Source organism: Lascolabacillus massiliensis, from assembly GCF_001282625.1.
Classification (GTDB): domain Bacteria; phylum Bacteroidota; class Bacteroidia; order Bacteroidales; family Dysgonomonadaceae; genus Proteiniphilum; species Proteiniphilum massiliensis.
The window spans coordinates 83,362-109,360 of record NZ_CTEJ01000001.1 but is presented as its reverse complement, the minus strand read 5'-3'; the positions used below and the strand labels follow the sequence as shown (position 1 = coordinate 109,360).

The following is a 25,999-nucleotide window of genomic DNA, read 5'->3' as shown; positions in this document are numbered from 1 at the left end:
TTATATCTTTGAGGAGTTTTATATGTTCTTGGATAGTGCAAATGATTATTCCTAACGATGTTTTCTTCTCACATATCCTAAATGAGATTAATGATGGGAAAAGTGTCAGGATTCCTTCAAAAGGGAACAGTATGTTGCCATTAATAAGACCTGAAGTGGATGAAATTGAGTTAAGTCCGATATCAGAAAACTCAATTCAAAAGGGGAATATCCTGTTGGCTGTTATCAACAATAACTATTATGTAATTCATAGAGCAGAAAAAATTTCATCAGAAAAGATAACATTAAGAGGTGATGGTAATATAAAAAAAAGAGAAATATGTCCAACTGACTCTGTAATTGCCGAAGTTACATGCATATACAGAGGAAATAAAAGAGTAACAAAATCAAGTCTTATCTGGAAAATAACGAGAATCTGTTGGTTTAAATCACCCTTGTTGCGTAGGATTTACCTGGGTTTATACAGAAGAATTAGGCAGAAATAAAAAAAATATATGAATAACCTTACTATATCACTCTTTCTTGAATTAATAAAATCTGCAATCTGGAACAGAAAAGCTGAAGAGACCCTTTTTACAGATATTGATGAACAGATATGGACTGAACTTGTAAGCTTTGCTGAGTCACAATCGGTCAGCGCTCTCCTATATGATGGAATTATGACTTTACCTGAATCGGTCTGGCCAGACAGGAAGATTATATATAAACTATTTCTTCAAACACAGTTTATCGAAAAGCGAAACAGGAGATTTAATGAGGAGCTGAAAAACATTTTTTGGGAGTATGAGAAATTAAATACACCTTTTATCCTATTAAAAGGTCAGGGAAACGCTCTTTTTTATCCTATTCCAAATCACAGAAGTCCTGGTGATATTGATCTTTATCTTTTTAACAAGGGCGATTATCAGAAGGTAAACAGGTGGGCAGTATCAAATGGATATGAGATGGATGACGAAAATATTCATCATCAAGGATTTATATACAATGACATCCAAATAGAAAACCATAAGAATATATGCTTTTTTGGTATTGATAAATATGATAAACTATTTAGTGAAAAAATTCAGAATGTAGTTGAGAACAATAAATTTAAAGAAGTAGAGATTGAAGGGTTAAAAGTAAAAGTACTTCCCGATGAATTAAATGCTTTTTATATTTTCTATCATATATTCCACCATTTTATTCATTTGGGAATAGGAATGAAACAGATATGCGACTGGGTGCTATTTATGAAAACCAATTCTGATAATATTAACAGAAGCAGCTTTAATTTGCTGGTCGACTCTTTTGATTTATCATATGCCATGAAGCAATTTGCAGCATTCGCAATCAAATATTTAGAAGCTAAACCAGAATATTTCCCATTTGAAACAGATATCAAAGGCAAGTACGTTGATCTCATTTTAGACGATGTGTTCAGTGGGGGCAACTTTGGATATGACCTATTCAAAAGAAAAACATTTCAAAATGATCTTCATAGAAAATGGTACTCATTTAAACACTCTACAGTTAGAATAAGCAGAATAATTGGACTGGCACCTCAGCATATAAAACCTCTGCCTTATATAAAACTTACCACAAACCTTAAACTATTGTTGACAGGTAAAAAATATTAGACAGTATTCATTCTATTTTCGAACTGTTTTAAGCAAACATAATATTTACTAATCTCATTAAAAGGGTTAAGCAATCTGTTACCTCTCCCTTATGATCTTCGTTATTTTATTAGGTTGATAAGAGCGAGGTAAGAGTATTATAAGAACAATTTACAGATATAGTACGTTTAAAAATTTATAGCTTATTATTGAATCTACCTGAAATGAGCATTTTTTAAACTACTAATATATGAATAGAAGGAATTTCATCAAAAGTTCCTCCCTTGCTACGGTTGCCTTAGCATCAGGATTGAACAGTTACAGTACACCCATAAATAGATCCTCCCAAAAGGGGGTATTAAAACTTGGACTAATCGGAAGTGGATGGTATGGAATGGTGATTGCAAAAGCTGCACTGCAGGCAGGTAATGTAATAATATCTGCAGTAGCTGATGTTGACACAGAACATCTGAGCAACAGTATTGCAGAGTTAACATCATTGCAGGGTAGTACCCCCAGGGGCTTTAAAGACTACAAAGAACTGCTTGATGTATCAGATCTGGATGGTGTAATGATTGGTACTCCCCCACATTGGCATGCTTTGCAATTTATAGCTGCATGTGAGAAAGGTTTGCCAATTTACTGCGAAAAACCTTTGTCGTATGATGTAGATGAAGGTAAAGCAATGGTAGAAGCTGCAAGAAAAGCCGGCAACATTGTTCAGATCGGATTTCAGAGAAGGCAGAACAAAGCTTTTAAAAAGGCTAAAGATCTGATTCAGGATGGCAGAATTGGAGAAGTTTACCAAATAGGAGCACAGATACATTATAATCCCGGGACACAAGACACGACAATCCAGAACCCACCTGAATCACTCGATTGGGATGAATGGTGCGGACCGGCTCCCAAACTACCTTATAGCCCTTCTGTTGGTCATTTGGCATGGCGTCTTGAGAAAGAGTATGGAAACGGGCATCTTGTTGATTGGGGTATTCATAATATAGATATAATCCGGACAATAATGGGTTATGGAATGCCTCAATCTATACAGGCATCCGGAGGTCTCTATAAGTTGAAAGGTAAAATCACAACACCGGACACGCTTACTGCTACATTGAATTACAGTGAGGTTCCACTGGTTTGGCAACATAGATTATGGGGCACAGGTGAAATTGATTCTCAGTATAACAACGGAGTCTTCTTTTATGGTGACAAAGGTACTCTGTTTGCTTCGGACAACCGACTAATAATCAAGCCCACTGGCAATAACCAGGAGCAAGAAGTAATAGATCTTACAACTCCCGATATGCAAGAAAAGCATGTTGAAGAGTTTATAAATGCTGTTAGGAGTAATAATAAGGATTTGATTAGCTGCACTACCCTTGATGGATTCCACTCATCTGCATCAGTTCTGCTTAGTATGATTGCCTATGAGACTGGAGAAAAGCTGATTTGGGATAATCAAAAAGGAACTGTAACTAACAGTGAGAATGCTGTAAAATTACTTGCTAGACCATATCGACAGGGTTATAACAGACCAAAATATTAAATGTATGAAGGCCATAATATCAATTATACTATTAGCAATGACTGTTTCTTTAAGTGGACAGAAAATCAATCTTATTGCAGAGAGTGCAGTTATTGAGAAGATAGGCACCGGTTACTCTTTTACCGAGGGTCCTGCTGTTTCTGCAGATGGGAAAGTATATTTCACCGATCAGCCAAATGACCGTATCTATGTGTGGGATGAGATTGATGGAGTCTCTCTTTGGCTCGAGGGCACAGAAAGATCCAACGGTATGTACTTCAATAATAAAAACATGTTAGTTTCTTGTGCAGATCTTCATAACCGACTGATTACTATTGATGAAAATAAAAACATTAGTCCACTTTTTGAAAATTATGAAGGTGTTCACCTAAATGGACCAAACGATTTATGGATTTCTCCTGATGGCGGTATATATTTTACCGATCCATACTATCACAGGGGTTACTGGGCTGAAGGACATGTTGAGGCTCAGGATACAAGGGGTGTCTACTATCTTTCTACAGATGGAAATGTGACACGTGTAGTGGATGATTATGTACAGCCTAACGGACTTGTAGGTACTCCGGACGGAAAATTTTTGTATATTGCGGATATAAATGATGGCAAGATCTGGAGGTATGATATTGATACCGATGGAACACTGAGCAACAAGACTTTTTTTGCTCCTAAAGGTTCCGACGGTATGACCATTGATAATTATGGCAATATATATCTAACGATGGGAAAAGTATGGATCTACTCACCTGAGGGTGAATTAATTCAGGAGATTGAATTCCCTGAAAGTCCTTCAAACATATGTTTCGGTGGTAAAGAGCGAGACATACTTTTTGTCACTGCACGCACCTCTGTCTACACTCTGAAAATGAATGCAAGAGGAGTAAATAAATAATACTGAAATAGAAATATTAATAATAAAATTGTAAATAGTAAAACATGAACGAAATCAACAATTATGTAAAAGCTAATGAAGATCGTTTTCTGGATGAGCTTTTCGAACTTATTCGCATTCCTTCGATTTCATCACTTCCTGAACACAAAGAGGATATGTATCGTGCAGCAGAAAAGTGGAAAGAAATTCTTCTTGCTGCAGGAGCCGATAAGGCAGAGGTAATAGAGACCAATGGAAATCCTGTGACTTACGGTGAGAAGATTATTGATCCTGATGCGCCAACCGTAATGGTTTACGCTCATATGGATGTAATGCCGGTAGATCCTCTTGAGAAATGGAAAACAGACCCGTTTGAGCCTGTAGTTAAAGATGGTAAAATATGGGCACGTGGTGCAGATGATGATAAAGGGCAGTCGTTCATGCATGCAAAGGCATTTGAGTATCTGGTAAAATCCGGAAAACTTGAATGCAATGTAAAGTTCCTGATTGAAGGAGAGGAAGAGATTGGATCTCCAAATCTGCCTGACTTTTGTGAGAAACATAAAGAGATGTTGAAAGCCGATATTATATTGGTTTCTGACACCTCAATGATTGCGCCGGATGTACCTTCGATAACAACAGGATTAAGAGGGCTTGCCTACTGGCAGGTAGAGGTTACTGGTCCGAACATCGACCTCCATTCAGGATTATTCGGCGGCGCTGTAGCTAATCCTATTAATGTGCTTTCTAAAATGATAGCTCAGACCATGGATGATGATGGCAGGATATTAATACCCGGCTTTTATGATGATGTGGTTGAGGTATCTGCTGAAGAGCGTGCAAAAATGGCAAAAGCACCTTTTTCATTAGATGATTATAAAAAATCACTCGATCTGAAAGAGGTGTTTGGAGAGAAAGGATATTCCACTAACGAGAGAACAGGAATAAGACCAACCTTTGATGTATGTGGTATATGGGGTGGATATACAGGTGAGGGAGCAAAGACTGTATTGCCATCTAAAGCTTATGCAAAGATAAGTACACGACTGGTTCCAAATCAGGATCATAATAAGATTGCAAAAATGTTTGTAGAATATTTTGAATCTATTGCTCCTGAGTATGTAACTGTAAAGGCAGAATATCTGCATGGTGGTCCTTCATATGTTTGTCCAATAGATCTTCCCGCCTACAAAGCTGCTGAAAAAGCATTTAAAGATGTATACGGAAAAGATCCGGTACCTGTGAGATCAGGAGGCAGTATTCCTATTATTGCAACTTTTGAGGAAGTACTGGGAATTAAATCTGTGCTAATGGGCTTTGGCTTAGGTTCAGATGCTATTCATTCGCCTAATGAAAACTTTCCACTTGAACAATTTTACAATGGAATAAGAACAATACCTCTATTTTATAAATACTTTGCAGAAGAGATGAAAAAATAGTTGTATTGTTAGTTTAACAACTTAAAATGTTGACAATATGATAACTTATACAACTTTATCTGAAGCAATTAACGATCTGACTAAGAGAGGTTACACTGAAAACTTCAATATAGAGAGTGATTGCATAGTATGTGCTGATAACAAGATAAGATTAAAACCTGATGAGTTTGAGATAGATGAAGTCTATCGTTTTCAGGAGATGTCTGATCTGGATAATGAAAGCATATTATATGCCATTTCCTCTGAAGTAAATAAAATCAAAGGTCTGCTGGTTAATGCATATGGCATCTACTCAGACACAGCCACAACAGAATTGGTCAGAAAACTGGGACAGAAGGATAAGTAAATCACTTCACTATAACATACGCTACATAGTGAGTATCTGCTGTAACGGGAGTTAGCGAAAGGTAACCGGAAACAATTTTTCCGTTCTTTATCTTTAGTGGTGACTCCTGTTGCAGTCTTTCATGAAATTTACAGGCACTTTCAGGTTTCTTGAAGTAATCAACTATGTATTCTCCTTCACCATCTTCGTTCATAAACTGATTATGAAACAGACGTGACACCACTCCCATATTCATTCTCATATTTATTTCAACACAAGGCTGAATTTTAAATCCACTTAAAGTGTTGCAAATCATCATATCTACACCAGCATATCCATTGTAATCAGGGAATAGTCCCGCCAGCCTTACCTTCAATGATTCTCTCAATTGGGATAACAGTTCCGGATCAACATATTGAGCCAATACACTTTCAATTTTTTCATCTGAAATCAAAACATTACCCTTATATGCACCAGAAGAGGCAGAGCTGAAAAGAGAATATCCTATGAAATCTGCATCACCATTTACAAGACAGAACTCCATAGCAAAGTCAACAACCTTATCGAGTACAGGCTCTGCAACAACACCCCCCTGCCCTTTTATAACACGTCTGCACCAATCAGTTTGTTTATCAGTAATTTCACCCAAAATCCATATAAGTCCCCTTCCACTTCCAGATAGCGGCATTTTCAAAACTTTATCCCCTTTAGCAGAGTTCAGATAAAATAATAACTCATCCAATTCCTTAAAGTAATAACTCTCTCCACAGTAATCCTTGTTTTCACACTTCAGTTCTTTGAGCAGAGAAACTGCATGTTTACGGCTTGACTGATCACGTAGAAGTTGCAGTTTTGCCATATCAGGCAGATGACTCTCAGGCACTCCGTGCGAAATAAGTTTCCTGTATAACAACGGGTTCCAGCCCCAAGGTATAATTTTATCAGATTGAGAGCTGTTTAACTGTTTGGCAACATCACTATAGCTGATGAGCTCTGCCTTTAAAGGCAGTTTGTCTCTTATATCCTCTAAAAAAGCCCGGTTGATCTCTCCTTCAGCAACCACCATGCTCTGCTTTGAGTACCATACAGGCAGAATAGCCAGATCATATGCCATTTTTACTGCAGATGCAGGCGGTGTATAATTGGAGCTGAAATTGGCAAGTGACAGATCATGTTCGGGATTAAATATGTACATCCTGTAAAAGTTAAATGTACTCTTTGATCTCAATTTCTCCGTTTATAGCCATCAAAGCATTCTCAGCAAGAGCTCCCATCTCATCCTGCCCCGGATATATATAAACGGGTGCGATCCTGTAAACTCTTTCTATTATCATGTTGCAAAACCATTTGCTGTTTGCAATACCACCAGTAATAAGAATTCCATCAACCTTGCCCTTTAATACAGTTGACATTGCTCCTATCTCTTTTGCAACCTGATATGCCATTGCAGCTAAAACTTCACTGCATTTTTCATCTCCTTTATTAGCCTCACGCTCTGCCAGGTAGGCATCATTTGTGCCAAGGTATGCCATCATTCCACCTTTACCTACAATCATTTCAGCCATCTTATTATAGCTGTATATACCACTGAAGGCTACTTTAAGCAGTTGCCCCACTGGGAGAGTGCCGGAACGTTCAGGTGAGAATGGTCCGTCACCATCCAATCCCTGATTTACATCAATAACTTTGCCTTTATAATGTGCACCAACTGTAATTCCTCCACCCAGATGAACAACAATAAGGTTGAGATCTTCATATTTCTTCATTATAGACTTGGCATGTGAACGGGCAATTGCTTTCTGGTTAAGAGCATGAAAAACAGATTTCCTTTCGAATATAGGGTGACCAGAATATCTGGCAAGTGGCTGCAACTCGTCAACTACTACCGGGTCTGCAATAAATGCTTCTGCGTTGGGAATCAATTTTGCTATATCTGAAGCAATCAGTGCTCCAAGATTACTTGCATGTTCACCTCTCTTGCATTCCAGCAGGTCGTTCCGCATAGATTCATTAATTCTGTATACTCCTGAAGCTATGGGTTTAACAAGGCCACCGCGACCAATTACTGCATCTATTGTCTCTACCGGTACATCTGCACTACTGAGCTCTTTATAAATTACATCTTTCCTGTATTCATACTGATCAGTTATTCGTTTAAACTTACGCAGATCTTCTGGAGCATGTTTGATGGTTTTCAGAAATATCACCTTTTCCTGTTGATAAATTGCTATCTTAGTAGAAGTAGATCCAGGGTTTATGACTAATATTCTTGTATTTGTTGCCATATATTGTTATTTGATTTATTCTTTAATTAATTATGAATTAGAGTTGCCAGAGCTATTGACAGAAGTTTGCTTCTCTCATCATCAGAACGCGAAGTTAAAACAATTGGAGCAGATGCCCCCATAATAATTGCAGCAGTTGCAGCACCTCCCAGGAAATTTAGTGCTTTGTAAAACATATTTCCTGCTTCTATATCAGGTACAAGAACTATATCACAATTACCTGCAACCTCGCTATTTACACCTTTGTGTTTAGCTGCCTCTCTACTGAAAGCTATATCTATGGCAAGAGGACCTTCTATTAAACATCCTTCTATTTTACCTTTCTCATTCATCTCTTTAAGTTGTGATGCATGAACCGTTGCCTCCATCTTAGGATTCACAGTTTCTATTGCAGCAGCTACAGCTACATTCGGTTTTTTTATACCTATATGATGACATGCTGAAACAGCATTATTGATAATCTGCACTTTTTCATCAAGTGATGGTGCAATATTCATTGCTGCATCAGTAACACAAAATATTTTATGATAATAAGGTGATTGAAAAAAAGCAACATGACTAATCAGATTACCTGTAGATAATCCAATCTGCTTATCCAATACCGCTTTTAGCAGGTCGCCGGTTTTTGTAAGCCCCTTCATTAATATTTCTGCCCTGCCTGTTTTTACCATTTCTACAGCAATTCTGCATGATTCAATATTATTATTGCTCTCAATAAGTTCAATATTATCCAGATTGAAATTCAATGACTCTGCAATTCGTATAATTTTGCTCTTATCACCAATTAGTACAGGGGTGGCTACTCCTTCGCTGACTGCATTTTGAAGTGCCATCAACACATCCTCATCTTCTGCTGCAGCAACTGCAATTCTACGAGCAGGCCTCTCTTTCGCAAGTTTTATAAATTCTGACAACTCCTTTATCATCTCTGTTATTTTTTAATTCTATTCTATAACAAGCACCCAGTCGCGTTGCTCAGTATTTGGTGGAGTAAAGGTGTAAACATCTGAATTGTATTCTTCTCCTACTTTCAAGTATTGACCGGTTACAGGATTAAACCAAGACACTTTTTTTGGAAAATTGATAAGATATCTCAAGTCGATCTCAATCGGTTTTGGTTGTGGTATATAAACCAATGCGTATGAACCGGATATAGCTCTGGTAGCTATAATCTGGTCGTTATAGTCGGTCCCTTTCTCAGACACAATCATAGTATTATCCATTACACGCCTGAAATCTGAAGGTGACAACATTAAATCCTTAATGTGATGAATATGATTAGCAGCCTTGGCATTAAGAGCATTTTGCCATCCTATAATTGTATCACCTACCCAGACAGGTGCATTTCTGGTTGTGTCGAGAAATTGCCATATCTGATGGTGACCATATGTTGCACCTGCACCACCTGCAAATACACCTCGATAAATACGGGCTCTGACATCATAGTCATCAAAATAACCACGTTCAGATCTTGTCCATTTTCCATCCCAAACATTTACCGGATGGTCTTCATAACAAGGCTCCAGGTCGATTACCGGACGCTTAGGATCTCTGTTTAAGTCATTGACAATTGTTTCCCACGCTTTTACTGTTCTGCTGCCGTGTCCGCTTTGCAATGCATGCATATCAAGCCAATCTTCGTCTGGTAAAAATGCTGATGTTTCCGGCCATCCCGGGTGGTATGTAATAAATATATCTTTTCCATAAGTATCCTCTATTGCTTTTGCCATAGAACGCCAAACAGGACGATCATCATGCTGCTTGCCTTCTCGTTCGTATACTGCAGGCCTGTCTCCTCCAAGAATCCATATAATATTCCACTGATTCTTATATCTTTCTGCCAGTTTCTTGGCGTAATTATATGCTTTATCCGGATTATTATTGAAGACCATGGGACCTTCACCCCAGTTATAAGCTACCTTATCTCCCCAGGTGGGGAGCAGTCCGATATATATATTTCGATTTGCAGCCTCATTAATCACAAAGTCAACATGATCCCAGTAGTCATATTCAAAAGAATTGTCCGGACTCTCACCAGGAGTTACTGCCCACTCAAGTGTTTCCATATCTTTAAATGGTATGTCACCATACATGTTTGGTTGCCGCAAACCATTTAGTTCTGAAAGAGCAACTGCCATTATTACATTAAACTGCTGCTCCTCTCTTTTATCCAGATATTGAATTGCCTCTTCACGAGTAAGCCTGTGAAAGAGCTCCCAACCTGTATCTGCCAGCCAGAAGAAAGGTTTGCCATCATTTTTATTTATCAGATAGCTTTTAGTAGTATCAACACCAATTTGCCCTTTTAGAGAAAAAGTTGTTGTCACAATAAATACTAACATTAATAAACCAGATGGAGAGAAGTTCTTTTTCATGTTTATAGAAGTATTTAAGTTTGAACAAAAGTAAATACTTTTTTTTGAGGAGAACTCCTTTTATGACCTAATTAATTTACAAGTTTTGCTTTTTTATATAATTATGAAAGATCAGACATTTAAAAACCTTGAAATTAACTTATAAAATATATCATTCAGCCAGTAAAGAGTATACAACTTCATACTCCTCTATTGTAAGATTTAGTGCTTTACGGTTAATCGGCTCTTTTCCTGACTCCTTTTGTTGCTTATGCCTTTCTATATGACCCTGCTGGTGCTCTTTACTACCATGCCATTTTGTTAATGACTCTTTGTTTTCCCAATATATAATCATTTTTATTATATCGAAATCCTCGGCATCCCTGTTAATTAACACATCACGACGAATAAAACCTTCTGCTTTGGAAACAGCTGACGGATGAGACAGATCCTCTATTACTCTGTTCGTAAAATCTTTAGCAACTTTCATATTTCGTGTAATTACAATCATATAATTCCTAATTTTAAAAATTCTACAGTTATTATTTTTGTTATGTATAACTGTTTTAACCAGTTAAAATGTAATTAGTTCAAATTCATTTGTATAATTTAAGGGATTTTCGATCGCCCTTCTCATTAATAGTCAGTAACTTTAACACTTTAAAGGTCATCATATGAAGAGAAAATTTAAAAACGCTAAAATATATCGCAACCATTCAGCTAATGAATTTATAGTTGAAAATGGAAAGATTTCTGAAATAGGAACAAATCTACCTGAGTGTGATGAGGAAGTGGATCTTAAAGGGAAGCTGGTGATGCCTCCTTATGTTGATCCGCATTTACACCTTGACTATGTTTATACCGGACGCAATGACGGAGGGAAAGTTAAATCAGGAACTCTGTTTGAAGGTATCGAACGGTGGCATCATATAAAAAAATCGCAAAACATTGATGATGTAAAGGAGCGTGCTTTAGCTGGTATCAGAGAGGAGATGTCACATGGCGTTCAATATATCCGTACACATATTGACGTTACAGATCCTGAACTTACAGGTCTGAAAGCTATGCTTGAGATCAGGGAAGAACTGAAAGAGAATGTTACCATTCAAATTGTATCTTTTCCGCAGGAGGGAATGTATGCATATAAAAATGGCTATGAACTGGTAGAAGAAGGACTTAGACTAGGAGCCGACTGTGTTGGAGGAATACCTCATTTTGAGTGGGCTCGTGAGTTTGGAGAGAGATCTATTCACGCTATTGTAGATCTTGCAGTGAAATATGACAAAATGATTGATGTTCATTGTGATGAAACAGATGATATAATGTCGCGTTTTGTTGAACTCCTGAATGCTCTGGTAATGATAGAAGGTATAGGAGAAAGGACAGCAGCCAGTCATGCATGTTCATTTGGGAGTGCTGATAATGCTTATGCTAACCGAATGATTGGACTCTTTAAAAAGAGTCAGATTAATTTTATCACTCCGCCTACTGAAAATGCATATTTGCAGGGCAGAATGGATAACTATCCTAAACGCCGTGGATTAAACAGAGTGAAAGAGTTGCTTGAAGCGGGCATCAATGTTTGCTTTGCTCAAGATTCTATAAACGACCCATGGTATCCGCTTGGGAACGGTAACCTGATGAATGTACTGGATAATGGAATTCATCTGACACATCTTGCTTCTTATGAAGAGATTGAGAGATCGTTTGATTTGATAACCTATAACGGGGCAAAAACAATGATGATTGAGGATTATGGTCTGGAGGCAGGAAAATCGGCTAACTTCATTGTGCTTAATGAATCTGATGAGTTTGAGGCTATAAGAAAAAGAGTAGATGTTTTGGCTTCAGTAAGAAATGGAGAATTTCTATTTCGACGAAGTGAACCTGTGTATGACATACCTCTAAGAATATGACATACTTTTGAGTATCAATAGAGTAATACAGCAATCTGTTAGTTGCAGGTTAGACAATACTTTTAAGTATATTCCTGTCAATTATTCTTATTTCTCTGCCGTTTACTTCAATTATACCCTCTTCTGCCATCTCCATCATCACCTTTACCAAGGCCGGTCGTGAAACAGAAAAAATACGGGCAATTTCCTCTCTGGATATTTTCAGTTTTAAGACATTCTCTCCGGCTGACTCTTTTAGAAAATAGTATGATAGTTTGGCTCTGATTGATCTGAGTGATACTAGACGAAGTTTTTCTGAAAGGTAAAAAACTTTGTTGGAGATGTATGAGAGAAATTTCAACATAAAGGATTCATATTTTCTCATCAACAGATAGACATTATCCTTAGGGATTGCAATTACTTTACATTTACTTTGACAGATAGCTGAAACAGGTGATCTGTTATCTGCAGCAAAAAGGAATCCGGTAGACATTGGATTTGGAGCCGCTATATATTCAATCTCCATGAAATCACCTTTTTCGTCAGACATTTCTGTTGAAACCTCACCATCAATTACAATGTATAGTGTCTCACATACTGAGCCTTGTATTACAATAACATCATCTTTATCATACTCTTTTACAGAGTACTGCAGATCATCCAGGAATTCAGCACGCTGGTGAACTGGGATTGAACTGCATAATGGGCATTGAAATATCATTTGCATATTATCTAAGTGCGGTGTATCACGTTCCATATATTAAGGTTTTAATTACTTTAAAATTAAGCTGTTTTTAAACCTAAAATAGAGTATTTTTCATTATTGTCATAATTATTACAGTTTTTCTTTTTTTTTATTCTTTTCTTTGTTATTTGTAAAAATCTTTAAAGTTAGCAACTATGGGCAAACTGCGAGACTTTTGGGACCTTATCAAGCCTCAGGGCGGATGGAAATTTCCGGCAATAATCATTTCGGGAGCATTCGTGGGAATTTTCATTTACACATTCATCACCTCACGTGCATACACATATCTTTCAGATGATCCTGCTACATGTGTTAACTGTCATGTAATGGCTCCATATTATGCTACATGGCTGCATAGCTCTCATGGCAAAGATGCAACATGTAATGATTGTCATATTCCTCAGGATAATTATTTTAATAAATATTTCGTTAAAGGACTTAATGGCTACAGACATGCTGCTGTTTTCACTAAACGAACAGAAGAGCAGGCTATGACTGCAATACCTATGAATTCACAGGCATTAATGAATAACTGTATAAGATGCCATACCCAATTAAATAGTGAGTTTGTGGAAACAGGACGACATACCTGGAAAGAGATGCAGGAAATTGGAGGCAGTGTATGCTGGGATTGTCACAGAGACGTACCTCACACTCGAAGCAGATCCCTTTCCTCAACACCCGATGCAAGGGTGCCTATGCCTGAAAGCAACGTCCCGGAGTGGTTGCAGAAAATAACATCTGGTAAATAGATTGAACAAAAATGACTAACTGAAAACATATATACTATGAACAATAAACAGGAAAAAAACAAAATGAAGCCTTGGATGGGCTGGCTGCTATTTTTCGTTACGATAGGAGTAGTATTTTTACTTGGTATGCTTGCAGCATCAATTACTCAGCGAAGAGCAGAAATTACCAGTATGATGTACAACAGAATGGTTGATATTAAGGGAATTGAATCGAGAAGTGAAATTTTTGCTACCGACTTTCCACGTCAATATGAATCATGGAGTCAAACTGCCGATACTTCATTTCAAAGTGAATTTAATGGAAGCAGTATTGTTGATGTTCTTGATCAGCGTCCTGAAATGGTTATTCTATGGGCAGGATATGCTTTCTCTAAAGACTATGGTACTCCAAGGGGACATATGAATGCAGTTAATGACGTGGTTCATACATTGCGTACGGGTTCACCAATGACAGCCGAAGAGGGACCACAACCTGCTACATGCTGGACATGTAAAAGTCCGGATGTTCCTCGCCTGATGGACTCTGTAGGTGTAGCAGAATTCTATAATAAACCATGGGCTCATTGGGGCCATGAAATTGTAAACCCTATAGGGTGTGCCGATTGCCATGATTCGGAAAGTATGGATCTTCAAATTAGTCGCCCCGCCTTAATTGAGGGATACGAATCTATGGGTATGAATATTCAGGATGCAACACACCAGGATATGCGCTCTTTAGCTTGTGCCCAATGTCATGTTGAATATTATTTTACACCAGAAGGTAAATATCTGATTTTCCCCTGGCATAATGGAATGACAATGGAAGGTGCTGAGCAGTATTATGATAGTATTCAGTTCTCCGATTATACCCATGCTTTAAGCAAAGCTCCAATAATTAAAGCTCAGCATCCGGATTATGAGATATTTAAAACCGGCATTCATGCTCAGAGAGGTGTATCCTGTGCCGATTGTCATATGCCATACACATCAGAAGGAGGTATAAAATATAGCAGTCACCATGTGAGAAGTCCTTTAGCCAGTATGAATAATACCTGCCAGGTTTGTCACCGTGAAACTGAAGAAGATTTAAGAAACTCTGTGTATGAACGTCAGCGTAGTGCAAATCAAATACGCAATCTGGTTGAAAAAGAACTTTCAACCGCTCATCTTGAAGCACAGTTTGCATGGGAAAAAGGTGCTACTGAAGCTCAGATGAATAAAGCTCTTCAGCTTATTCGTCAATCACAATGGCGCTGGGATTATGCTGTAGCTTCACATGGAGGTGCATTCCACTCACCTGTTGAATTTCAGAGGATATTATCACTTAGTCTGGACCGTGCTCACAAGGCCCGCTTCGAAATAGCAAAAGTGCTTGCAGAAATTGGTTATACAGGTGACGTGCCTCTACCTGACATATCAACAAAGGCAAAAGCTCAGGAATATATAGGACTTAAAATGGAGACTGAAATTTCAAATAAGAAAAACTTCCATGAGACTGTTGTACCAAAATGGCTTGAAACGGCAAAAAGAAATAATCGACTTGTAAGTCTTAATTAAGTCGTAGCACAATTTTTAAGTTAAAACTATTGTTATTCAATGAGTAAATCCTCTAGAAAAATCTGGGAAAGTCCATGGGGATACCCGGAAGGTTACATAGTTGCATTGGGTGTTGTATTAACCGGTCTATTACTTCAGTTAGCCATAGGAAAGCTGGACACTGGTCTTTATGCTTATCCTATCAATCTGATTATTGGAGCTCTATTTATAATAGGGCTCCTGACAATATATTTTATCTTTAAAACCAGTAAAATTATCAGATGGTTTTCAAGTGTCTACTCAACACTCCCAAGCATTGTTGTATTACTAATAATTTGTATAATACTGGGATTTATTCCGCAGTTTACTAATATAGAGAATAATGCCCAGGTACCTAATGATATCTTTTCAACTCTTGGATGGTATCAGATGACCACGTCATGGCCTTTCATTCTTAGCTGTTTTTATCTGCTGGTTATATTAGGTTTTACCACTCTTAAACGAACCAGCAGGAGACAATCGTGGCGCGATGTTGGATTTTATTTGAACCACCTTGGTCTCTTTATAGCCTTGATGGGTGGAATTTTGGGAAGTGCCGACCTGCAAAGGTTGACTATGACAGTGAGCGAAGGCAATGTTGAGTGGCGTGGAACGACTTACAGGGGTGAGGTGGTTGAAATGCCCCTGGCTATTCAGCTGGACTCATTTATTATAGAAGAATATGAACCAAAATTAGTAGTTATTGATAACAAAACGGGTAAAATTTTACCAGAAGCAAGACCCGAAAACTATATGTTTGAAGGAATTGGCAAAAAGGCACAGCTGGCAGGTATTTCACTGGAGATAATTGATTATCTTCCAAATGCAGCCATATTCAGAGATAGCATACAATCAAATTTTGTACCAATGCAGATGGATGGTGCTACTACAGCACTAAAAATAAAGGCTTCACATGAAGGAATAACTCAGCCCGTAGAGGGATGGGTAAGTAATGGCAGCTATCTTTTTCCACATAGTATATTAAAGATTGACAACAGCAGAAGTATTGCCATGCCACCTCAAGAGGTAAAAAAATATAGTTCATTTATCACTCTGTATACAGAAGAGGGTAATTCAGAAAAGGCAGTTATTGAAGTTAATAAACCTCTTTCTATAAATAATTGGATTATTTATCAATATAGCTATGACTCTTCAAGAGGCAAATATTCTGACACCTCAGTTTTTGAGCTGGTATATGATCCGTGGCTTAAGGTGGTTTACATTGGCATTTTTATGTTGCTATCGGGTGCAATATTCCTTTTTGTAGCAGGACCTGACAGAGATCGCATTAGTAAAGAGAGTATTTTAGAAATTGACAGAGCTAAGATTGAACAATGACCTGGGATTCTTTTATATATTTTTCGTTGGGCTCCCTATTACTTTGGGGAGTCAGTGATATTTCTGCCTATATAGGCAGTAAAAAATTCACTCCGCTATTATTTCGCATTGCGGGACTTGCTTTATTTGCCTTTTTTATTGCAGGGCTATGGATTTTTCTTGATCGTCCTCCTCTGCGCACTATGGGTGAAACCCGATTATGGTACTCATTCTTCCTACCTTTGGCTGGATTGCTTACGTACCTGAGATGGGAGTATAAATGGATTCTACCTTTCACTACCATTCTTTCTGCTGTATTTATAATAGTGAATATTGCAAACCCTGACATACACAATAAAGCCCTGATGCCCGCTTTGCAGAGTCCCTGGTTTGCACCACATGTTATAATTTACATGTTCTCATATGCACTGCTTGGAGCAGTAACCCTTGTTGCTATTTACTTTTTGGTGAAAGGAAAGAAGCTATCAAATACAACTAAAATTATGAATATGGCAGACAATCTGGTTTATGCAGGAATTGCATGCATAACCTTAGGTATGCTTATGGGTGCTTTGTGGGCTAAAGAAGCATGGGGTCATTACTGGAGCTGGGATCCAAAAGAGACATGGGCTGCCGTTACATGGATGGGTTATCTGATATACATACATTACCGTCTTAAAAAAAGATCTTCTGACAGAACTTCTATGGTGATTCTGGTTATAGCATTTTTACTGTTGCAGATCTGCTGGTATGGAGTTAATTATCTACCTTCAGCTCAACAGAGTATACATACTTATTCGTAGACTTACATTTTATTTTATAGTTAGAAACCTTCCGTAATTCAATTATACGGAAGGTTTTTTTATTTGTTCGGCCTTCAACATACTGTTATCTTTTTGAAACCTTGCACCATCTTTCGTTGTCACTTTTCTTTTTTTTTTAATTTTTTCTGTCTTTTTTCTCCCTCTTTCTTTGTTTTTCAAACTTTTTGTATATTTTTGCACTGAAATAAAATAGAAATTATATAAACCTCCAAATTTGAATTAAATGTCAACATTAAGATTTAAAGCAGTAGAAGAAGCATTAAAAAGAGTTCCGGTAGATGTGGTAACTCCGGGTAAAATGCCTTCAGAGTATTTTGGCAAATATGTTTTTAATCGTACTCAAATGTCGAAATATCTCTCAAAAGAAACTATGGAGATTGTATTGGAAGCAATTGATAGTGGTACAACTTTAAACAGAGGCATCGCTGATCATGTGGCAGCAGGTATGAAAATGTGGGCCGTGGAAATGGGAGCCACACATTATACACATTGGTTTCAACCCCTTACAGAAGGTACAGCTGAAAAGCATGATTCATTTATAGACTATGCAGATGATCAGAGAAATAATATTATTGAGAGGTTTTCAGGTAAATTACTCGCTCAGCAAGAACCGGACGCATCGAGTTTTCCAAGCGGTGGTATAAGAAATACATTTGAGGCGAGAGGATACACAGCATGGGATCCTTCATCACCAGCATTTATAATTGATGATACTTTATGTATACCAACTGTCTTTATCTCTTATACGGGAGAGGCACTTGATTATAAGACTCCTTTACTTAAAGCATTAAATGCGGTTGACAAGGCCGCTGTGGATGTATGCAAACTTTTTTATCCGGATGTTAAGAAGGTATACTCATTCTTAGGCTGGGAACAGGAGTATTTTCTGGTAGACAAGTCTTTATATTATGCAAGACCTGATTTGATTCTTACAGAAAGAACACTAATGGGTCACGAGAGTGCAAAAAATCAGCAATTGGAGGATCACTATTTTGGATCAATCCCTCCAAGAGTTGCATCATTTATGCAAGAAGTAGAGTATGAAGCATATAAGTATGGTATACCACTTAAGACCTGTCATAATGAGGTTGCACCTAACCAGTTTGAATTAGCTCCGATATATGGAGAAACTAATCTTGCGGTTGATCAGAATCTTCTAATTATGTCATTAATGCATAGAATAGCAGATAAACATAATTTCAAACTGCTTCTTCATGAGAAGCCATTTGCAGGTGTTAATGGTTCAGGAAAGCATAATAACTGGTCACTCTGTACAGATACCGGAATTGGTCTCTTTACTCCAGGCAAGAGTCCTCATGACAACCTTCTTTTTGTTACCTTCTTGGTTAACACTCTTTTAGCAGTTTATAAACATAACGCATTATTGAAAGCATCGATTATGTCTGCAAATAATGCACATCGTTTAGGTGCAAATGAAGCACCTCCAGCAATAATCTCTGTTTTCCTTGGCAAACAAATATCTGCTGTACTGGACAAAATAGAAAACAGTTCTGAGGATGATGAAATTTCTGTTGATGAACTTAAGATGATGAAACTGGGTGTAGCGCATATCCCTGAGGTATTAATAGATAACACCGACAGAAACCGTACATCTCCTTTTGCTTTTACCGGAAACAGATTTGAGTTTAGAGCAGTAGGATCTTCTGCAAACTGTTCTTCTGCAATGACTGCACTGAATTCAGTTGTTGCTGCACAACTAGTGGAATTTAAGAAAGAGCTTGACAAAAAAACAGAAAAGGGCATGAAGTTGGAAACGGCTATTTTTGAAACCCTACGACACTACATTAAGGAATCCAAAGCAATACGTTTTGAAGGGAACGGATATAGTGAAGAGTGGAAAAAAGAGGCTGGAAAACGTGGTTTAGATTGTGAAACAAGTGTTCCTCTGATATATGATGCTTATACAACTCCTCAATCGATAGAGGTGTTTGAATCTTTAGGTGTTCTAAGCGAGAAGGAGTTGCATGCTCGAAATGAAGTAAAATGGGAAACATACACTAAGAAGATTCAGATAGAAGGTAGAGTTTTAGGTGATTTGTGTATGAATCATATTATTCCTGTGGCCACTGAATACCAGACAATGCTTTTGGATAACATATATAAGATGAAATCTGTATTTGATGAGGAAAAATTTGAAAAACTGTCAAAAGAGGATACAGCCATTATTGAGGAAATTGCTGACCATATAACTGCTATCAATCGTAATGTTTATGAGATGGTTGAGGCCAGAAAGGTTGCAAATAAGATAGAAGATGCTCGCGAAAAGGCAATAGCCTACCATGATACAGTTGAGACTTATTTCTCTAAAATAAGATATCACGTGGACAAACTGGAACTTATTGTGGATAACAGAATGTGGACACTTCCAAAATACAGAGAATTACTATTTATAAGTTAGTACATGTTCCATTTCTGTGAAATAGAAAGCTTTTCATAAAACTATTAAAATGAATAAAAAAGATATTTTCAGCCGTCTTGATGATTTTGAACAAAAGTCGTTATACTCATTCAACAATGAGCATGATGCCTGTGGAGTAGGATTGGCAATTACATTAAATGGAGAGAAATCACATTCAATAATTGAAAAAGGGCTCCAGGTATTGGAGAACATGGTCCACAGAGGTGCAGAAAGTTCAGATAATATAACCGGAGACGGGGCTGGAATTTTAGTACAGATTCCTCATGAGTTTATACTTCTTCAAGGTATTGCTGTTCCTTCTGAGGGTAAGTATGGTACAGGATTGGTATTTCTTCCTAAAGATGCTAAAGAGAGGGAGGATTGTATCGAGACTATTAAATATTACATTTCGAAAGAACAGCTTACTCTTCTTCATATCCGGGATGTACCGGTGAATAGTGAATGCCTTGGTGAAATTGCTCTATCAAATGAACCTGTAATCAAGCAACTTTTTATTTCCGGATCGGGGACACAAGATGAATTAGATAGAAAGCTCTACCTGTTAAGGAAGAAGATTGAAAATCATCTTGCAACAAGTAAGGCAGTTAAAGAACGTAGTTTCTATATTGTCAGCTTGTCTACAAAACAGATGATTTATAAGGGAATGTTAACGTCGATACAGCTCAGGCAGTACTTCCCGGATTTGTCGGATAAGAATTTCACTAGCAGACTGGCACTTGTTCACTCGAGGTTCAGCACTAATACTTTCCCAACATGGGATCTGGCTCAGCCATTTCGTATGCTTGCACATAATGGTGAAATTAATACTATTCGTGGTAACAGACAATGGATGAAGAGCAGAGAGAGCGTTCTCAAATCAGAACAATTGGGGGATCTGACCTCTATCTACCCAATTGTACAACCAGATATGAGTGATAGTGCCTCTATTGATAATGTCCTTGAATTTCTACTGATGTCAGGTAAATCACTCCCTCATGCAATGGCAATGCTTGTACCCGAGAGTTTTAATGATAAAAATCCAATTCCAAATTCTCTTAAGGCATTTTATGAGTATCATAGTATGCTGATGGAGCCGTGGGATGGACCTGCAACCCTTTTATTCAGTGATGGGCGTTATGCAGGAGGTATGCTTGACAGAAATGGTCTTCGCCCTGCAAGATACACAATTACTCATGAAGGTGTAATGATAATTGCTTCCGAGACGGGAACAATAGAGTTTGATGCTTCAGATATAAAATCGAGAGGAAGATTAAAGCCCGGCAAAATGATCATCGTTGATACCTACACCGGGAAAATATACTCTGACAAAGAGGTTAAAGCTGAGCTCGCGAATGCATTTCCTTACAGAGAATGGTTAAATAAAAACTGTATCAATCTTGATGATATCTCATCAGGCCGCAGTGTAACAAACGGAATTTCTAACTACGAAACATTATTAAAAATATTCGGATATTCGGTTGAGGATATAAATATGTTGATAAACCCAATGGCATCAGATGCAAAGGAACCGGTTTCATCTATGGGTAATGATGTTACAATTGCTCCTTTTTCTGAAAAGCCTCAACGTTTATTCAACTACTTCAGGCAGCAGTTTGCACAAGTAACAAATCCACCCATTGACCCCATTCGTGAAGAGTTGGTTATGTCTCTAACGGGCTATATAGGAGCGATTAATCAGAATTTCCTTGAAGAGATTCCTGAGATGTCACCTGTTGTGAAAATTAAGGGACCGGTTATCAGCAATTCTCAATTTGACATACTTCTGAATCTTCGTTATAAAGGATTTTCATCAGCTGTGGTTCCAATGCTGTTTGATCCTAAAAAAGGTTCTGAAGGTTTAACTGAAGCAATTGATCAGCTCTGCCTGGGAGTAGAAAAAGCAATTGATGAAGGTAAAAACTATATTGTTTTAAGTGACAGGGGTGTTGATGAGAATCATGCACCAATACCTTCACTCCTTGCAACATCAGCTGTACATCTCTATTTAGTGGAAAAACGCAAACGTATGCAGATAGATATCGTAGTTGAAAGCGCTGAACCTCGAGAAGTAATGCATTTTGCACTTCTATTTGGATTTGGAGCTAATGCAGTAAACCCCTATATGATTTTTGCAATTTTAGAGCAGCAGGTAAGAACAGGTCAAATTAACCTGGATATTGATACAGCCAAGAAAAATTACATAAAATCAGTAAATAAAGGGCTACTTAAGGTTTTGTCAAAGATGGGTAACTCTACACTTAGAAGTTACCGTGGCGCTCATATTTTTGAAGCCCTTGGCATATCCTCTTCAGTTTTAAACAGATACTTTAAAAGTGTCTCTTCTAAGATTGAGGGGATAGATATTGATGATATTGTAAATGAAGTTCTGCAGCCATTTAGTGAGGCATATAATGATGATAACTCAATACCATTCAGTCTTAAGAATGAAGGCAGATATGCATATCGTGTTGATGGTGAATTTCATGCATGGAATCCTGAAACCATTGCAGGCCTACAAATAGCTACTAAAACAGAGAACTACAATCTATTTAAAGAGTATTGCGAGAAAGTCAATAATAAACCAAAACCTGTGTTTATAAGGGATCTGATAGATTACAAAAATGCCCCTATTGATATTAGTGAAGTGGAGCCTGTTGAGAGTATAATGAAAAGGTTCTGTACAGGAGCAATGTCATATGGCTCTATAAGCAAAGAGGCTCACGAAGCTCTGGCTATGGCAATGAATATTATTGGTGGCAGAAGTAATACCGGTGAAGGTGGAGAAGATCCTTCAAGATACAGGGTTTCAGATAATGGATTATCAAAAAGAAGTTCAATCAAACAGGTTGCTTCAGGACGATTTGGTGTTACAACCGAATACCTTGTTAATGCGGATGAATTGCAAATAAAAATTGCGCAGGGAGCAAAACCTGGTGAAGGAGGGCAACTACCAGGTTATAAGGTAGATGAAATAATTGCTAAAACAAGGCACTCAATCCCTGGGATATCTCTAATTTCACCACCCCCTCATCATGATATTTATTCAATAGAGGATCTTGCGCAACTTATTTTTGATCTCAAAAATGTGAATCCAAGAGCCACAGTAAGCGTTAAGCTGGTCTCTGAAACAGGTGTAGGCACAATCGCAGCCGGTGTGGCAAAAGCAAAAGCTGATCTGATTGTCATAAGTGGATCTGAAGGAGGAACAGGTGCAAGTCCTGCAAGCTCAATAAAGCATGCGGGTATGCCACTGGAGATTGGACTGGCCGAAACACATCAAACGCTGGTTATAAACAATCTCAGAGGTAAGGTTAAATTGCAGACAGATGGTCAGCTGAAAACAGGAAGAGACATTGTAATTGCCTCTATGCTTGGAGCAGAGGAATTTGGATTTGCAACCAGCGCTCTCATAGTTCTTGGTTGCGTTATGATGCGAAAATGTCACTTAAATACCTGCCCTGTTGGTATTGCTACACAAAATGCCGATTTGAGGAAACAGTTCAAAGGTCATCATGAACAATTGGTATGTTATTTCAGATTTCTGGCAGAAAATACTCGTGAAGAGTTGGCCAGACTTGGATTTAAATCTCTGGATGATATAATTGGACGCACTGATTTATTAATCAGGAAACATTATGCCGACTCACCAAAAACTGATAAAGTTGACATTTCAAGAATTATTTATTTCCCTGAAGAGTCTAAAGTATATTCTATCAGAAATAAAGAGAAGCAGCTGCATAAGATTGATGAGGTTCTCGATAAGCAATTAATTGCAGAAGCATTGCCTGCAATAGAGCTTAAACATCCTATTGGAATTAAGAAGAAAATAAAGAACACTGACAGGACTACAGGTGCTATGTTATCTGGAGAGATCGCTTTACGTTATGGCAATGATGGACTACCGGAACATACAATATCTGCATATTTTGAAGGTTCAGCAGGTCAGAGTTTTGGAGCATTCTTAGTAAAAGGTGTAACATTTTACCTCCATGGTGATACTAATGACTATATGGGCAAAGGTTTATCAGGTGGAAGAATCATTATTACACCTCCGAGAGGAAGCACATTCAACTCTGAAGAGAACATTATCTGTGGAAATACTACCCTCTATGGTGCTACATCCGGTGAGGTATTTATCAATGGAGTTGCAGGAGAACGATTCGCAGTAAGAAACTCAGGGGCTACAGCTGTAGTTGAGGGTGCAGGAGATCACTGCTGCGAATATATGACCGGTGGTATCGTAGTTGTATTAGGACAGACAGGTAGAAATTTTGCTGCAGGGATGAGTGGTGGCGTTGCCTATGTTTTGGATGAGAGTAATGACTTCGATTATTTCTGTAACATGGAAATGGTTGAATTATCATTAGTGGAAGACAATACTGACATAAACGAACTTAAAACACTTATCTATAAACATCAGCAGTATACAAACAGCAACCTTGCAAAGAAAATTATTTCTAATTGGGAACAGTATGTTTTAAAATTCAAGAAAGTAACTCCTATTGAATATAAGAAGGTACTCCAGGAAAAAAAGATCAGGGAATTAGATCGAAAAATTGCAGTTGTTGAACGAGATTATTAATAAATCTATCCTTATTGGATATAAAAATATATATGATGGGAAACCCTAAAGCGTTTATGACGATTCCACGTAAAGAGGCAGGTTATCGTCTGATAAGTGAGAGAATACATGATCACGGTGAAGTTGAGCAAATTCTAAACAGAGAAGATCGCAAACAGCAGGCTTCTCGTTGTATGGATTGTGGAATTCCTTTCTGCCACTGGGCATGTCCATTGGGAAATAAGATGCCTGAATGGCAAGAATATATTTCACGGGGTGATTGGAAGAGAGGTGTTGAGATTTTGCATGAAACTAATAATTTCCCTGAATTTACCGGTAGGGTTTGTCCCGCTCCATGTGAAAAATCGTGCGTCCTTTCTCTTCATGATGCACCAGTAACAATTCGTGAAAATGAAGCATCAGTTACTGAATTTGCTTTCATGGAAGGTATGATAAAACCACTTCCGCCTAAACGCAGAACAGGCAAAAGGGTTGCTGTAATTGGTTCAGGACCATCGGGACTTGCCGTTGCACAGCAGTTAAATCGTAAAGGTCACTCTGTGACTGTTTTTGAGAAAGACAACAGCGTTGGTGGATTACTTAGATATGGCATTCCTAATTTTAAGCTGAGCAAGCATATTATCGATCGAAGGATCAAGTTGATGATAGAAGAAGAAATTGAATTTATAACCAACACTGAAATTGGAAAAGATATTTCAGGAGAAGAGTTATTGAATAGCTTTGATGCTATATGTCTTGCTATCGGTTCAGGAAAACCGAGGGATATAAATCCGGAAGGACGCGATCTTCAGGGAATTCATTTTGCCATGGATTTTCTTTCACATGAGATTAAGTCGCAATCTGGTGAACTTAAGAGTGGTGAAGAAAAAATTACAGCCAAGGACAAGCATGTACTTGTTATAGGTGGAGGAGACACGGGTTCTGATTGCGTCGGCACATCAGTAAGACAGGGAGCAAAAAGTGTAACACAAATTGAAATTATGCCTAAACCTCCAGTTGGTAAAAATCCATCCACTCCATGGCCCTCACCCTATCCTCAAATTCTGAAGACCTCCTCATCACATGAAGAGGGGTGTACTCGAAGATGGCTACTAAATACAATATCCTTTATGGGTGAAGATGGTAAAGTCAAAGAGGCAATGGCAGAAGAGGTTATTTGGCAAAAAGGTGCTGATAATAAATTCTCAATGGTATCTTCAGGTAACAAAGAGATATTAAAAGCTGATTTGGTATTGCTTGCACTGGGATTTGTGCATCCGGTACATGAAGGGCTGCTAACACAACTGGGCATAAATTATGATATGCGAGGAAACGTTGCAGTAGACAAAAAACATAGTAGTAATGTTGAGAAAGTTTATGCTACAGGTGATGCAATAATGGGAGCAAGTCTAGTTGTAAAAGCTATTGCTTCAGGCAGAAAAGTTGCAGAAGACATTCACCAATTATTATCTCAGCAATAGACACTACTAATATACAACCAATTAACAATAAATATT

General features: G+C 37.8%; 21 protein-coding genes. 14 read left to right on the top strand and 7 right to left on the bottom strand.

Translation table 11 applies throughout. The features are described from left to right. Positions 1-41: 41 nt before the first annotated feature. The 6 genes from BN1354_RS00430 to BN1354_RS00405 all read left to right on the top strand — a co-directional run bounded on the left by BN1354_RS00430 (position 42) and on the right by BN1354_RS00405 (position 5,797). Positions 42-485, top strand: coding sequence for a hypothetical protein (locus tag BN1354_RS00430; protein WP_053825908.1), 444 nt, complete (start codon positions 42-44; stop codon positions 483-485). Positions 486-494: 9 nt separating this feature from the next. Beyond that, complete coding sequence (locus BN1354_RS00425; RefSeq protein WP_053825907.1) at positions 495-1,616, top strand: nucleotidyltransferase domain-containing protein; 1,122 nt, start codon at positions 495-497, stop codon at positions 1,614-1,616. A gap of 229 nt (positions 1,617-1,845) precedes the next feature. After that, entirely contained in the window at positions 1,846-3,144 is a 1,299-nt protein-coding gene (locus BN1354_RS00420) for a Gfo/Idh/MocA family protein (protein WP_053825906.1), read from the top strand. A 4-nt stretch (positions 3,145-3,148) separates the two neighbouring features. Then, complete coding sequence (locus BN1354_RS00415) at positions 3,149-4,033, top strand: SMP-30/gluconolactonase/LRE family protein (protein WP_053825905.1); 885 nt, start codon at positions 3,149-3,151, stop codon at positions 4,031-4,033. Between the two features lie 44 nt (positions 4,034-4,077). After that, a complete protein-coding gene (locus BN1354_RS00410) occupies positions 4,078-5,451 on the top strand; it encodes a dipeptidase (protein WP_053825904.1) in 1,374 nt (457 codons plus the stop codon). A gap of 37 nt (positions 5,452-5,488) precedes the next feature. Next, a complete protein-coding gene (locus tag BN1354_RS00405) occupies positions 5,489-5,797 on the top strand; it encodes a hypothetical protein (protein WP_045090251.1) in 309 nt (102 codons plus the stop codon). 1 nt (position 5,798) lies between these two features. On the opposite strand, the gene BN1354_RS00400 is transcribed toward BN1354_RS00405, so the two are convergent. The 5 genes from BN1354_RS00400 to BN1354_RS00380 all read right to left on the bottom strand — a co-directional run bounded on the left by BN1354_RS00400 (position 5,799) and on the right by BN1354_RS00380 (position 10,926). Continuing rightward, complete coding sequence (locus BN1354_RS00400; RefSeq protein ID WP_045090252.1) at positions 5,799-6,971, bottom strand: hypothetical protein; 1,173 nt, start codon at positions 6,969-6,971, stop codon at positions 5,799-5,801. A gap of 10 nt (positions 6,972-6,981) precedes the next feature. Then, positions 6,982-8,061, bottom strand: a complete 1,080-nt coding sequence (buk, locus tag BN1354_RS00395) for a butyrate kinase (RefSeq protein ID WP_045090253.1) — start codon at positions 8,059-8,061, stop codon at positions 6,982-6,984. Between the two features lie 26 nt (positions 8,062-8,087). Further along, the gene (locus BN1354_RS00390) at positions 8,088-8,987 is read right to left on the bottom strand and encodes a bifunctional enoyl-CoA hydratase/phosphate acetyltransferase (protein WP_045090254.1); all 900 of its coding nucleotides are present in this window, start codon (positions 8,985-8,987) and stop codon (positions 8,088-8,090) included. 18 nt (positions 8,988-9,005) lie between these two features. Beyond that, a complete protein-coding gene (locus BN1354_RS00385; RefSeq protein WP_197271949.1) occupies positions 9,006-10,436 on the bottom strand; it encodes a glycoside hydrolase family 140 protein in 1,431 nt (476 codons plus the stop codon). 151 nt (positions 10,437-10,587) lie between these two features. Continuing rightward, positions 10,588-10,926, bottom strand: a complete 339-nt coding sequence (locus tag BN1354_RS00380) for an antibiotic biosynthesis monooxygenase (RefSeq protein WP_045090256.1) — start codon at positions 10,924-10,926, stop codon at positions 10,588-10,590. A gap of 163 nt (positions 10,927-11,089) precedes the next feature. Here BN1354_RS00380 and codA point away from each other — a divergent pair, with 163 nt between their 5' ends. Continuing rightward, positions 11,090-12,331 carry a cytosine deaminase gene (codA, locus tag BN1354_RS00375; RefSeq protein WP_045090257.1) on the top strand — a complete coding sequence of 414 codons (1,242 nt, stop codon included), beginning with the start codon at positions 11,090-11,092 and terminating at the stop codon, positions 12,329-12,331. Positions 12,332-12,380: 49 nt separating this feature from the next. Here codA and BN1354_RS00370 read toward each other — a convergent pair whose 3' ends face one another. Next, the gene (locus BN1354_RS00370; RefSeq protein WP_045090258.1) at positions 12,381-13,067 is read right to left on the bottom strand and encodes a Crp/Fnr family transcriptional regulator; all 687 of its coding nucleotides are present in this window, start codon (positions 13,065-13,067) and stop codon (positions 12,381-12,383) included. A gap of 143 nt (positions 13,068-13,210) precedes the next feature. Between BN1354_RS00370 and nrfH the strand changes: the two genes are divergently transcribed. The 4 genes from nrfH to ccsA are packed head-to-tail and all read left to right on the top strand — an operon-like array spanning position 13,211 to position 17,481. Continuing rightward, positions 13,211-13,807 carry a cytochrome c nitrite reductase small subunit gene (gene nrfH / locus BN1354_RS00365; protein ID WP_053825903.1) on the top strand — a complete coding sequence of 199 codons (597 nt, stop codon included), beginning with the start codon at positions 13,211-13,213 and terminating at the stop codon, positions 13,805-13,807. A gap of 36 nt (positions 13,808-13,843) precedes the next feature. Next, positions 13,844-15,343: an ammonia-forming cytochrome c nitrite reductase gene (gene nrfA / locus BN1354_RS00360; RefSeq protein ID WP_053825902.1), complete on the top strand. Its 1,500-nt coding sequence runs from the start codon at positions 13,844-13,846 to the stop codon at positions 15,341-15,343. 39 nt (positions 15,344-15,382) lie between these two features. Beyond that, complete coding sequence (locus BN1354_RS00355) at positions 15,383-16,699, top strand: cytochrome c biogenesis ResB family protein (RefSeq protein WP_052673207.1); 1,317 nt, start codon at positions 15,383-15,385, stop codon at positions 16,697-16,699. Then, a complete protein-coding gene (ccsA, locus tag BN1354_RS00350; RefSeq protein ID WP_045090261.1) occupies positions 16,696-17,481 on the top strand; it encodes a cytochrome c biogenesis protein CcsA in 786 nt (261 codons plus the stop codon). Before BN1354_RS00355 ends, ccsA begins: the two co-directional genes overlap by 4 nt. Before the next feature lie 42 nt (positions 17,482-17,523). On the opposite strand, the gene BN1354_RS12100 is transcribed toward ccsA, so the two are convergent. Further along, entirely contained in the window at positions 17,524-17,661 is a 138-nt protein-coding gene (locus BN1354_RS12100) for a hypothetical protein (RefSeq protein WP_231623056.1), read from the bottom strand. A 64-nt stretch (positions 17,662-17,725) separates the two neighbouring features. Between BN1354_RS12100 and BN1354_RS00345 the strand changes: the two genes are divergently transcribed. Genes BN1354_RS00345 through BN1354_RS00335 form a run of 3 tightly spaced genes read left to right on the top strand, consistent with a single transcriptional unit; the run spans position 17,726 to position 25,963 of the window. Then, the gene (locus tag BN1354_RS00345; RefSeq protein ID WP_053825901.1) at positions 17,726-19,921 is read left to right on the top strand and encodes a glutamine synthetase III family protein; all 2,196 of its coding nucleotides are present in this window, start codon (positions 17,726-17,728) and stop codon (positions 19,919-19,921) included. A 49-nt stretch (positions 19,922-19,970) separates the two neighbouring features. Further along, on the top strand, positions 19,971-24,503 hold the full coding sequence (gene gltB, locus BN1354_RS00340; RefSeq protein WP_053825900.1) for a glutamate synthase large subunit: 4,533 nt from the start codon (positions 19,971-19,973) through the stop codon (positions 24,501-24,503). A 35-nt stretch (positions 24,504-24,538) separates the two neighbouring features. Further along, on the top strand, positions 24,539-25,963 hold the full coding sequence (locus BN1354_RS00335) for a glutamate synthase subunit beta (RefSeq protein WP_053826374.1): 1,425 nt from the start codon (positions 24,539-24,541) through the stop codon (positions 25,961-25,963). Positions 25,964-25,999 lie beyond the last annotated feature (36 nt).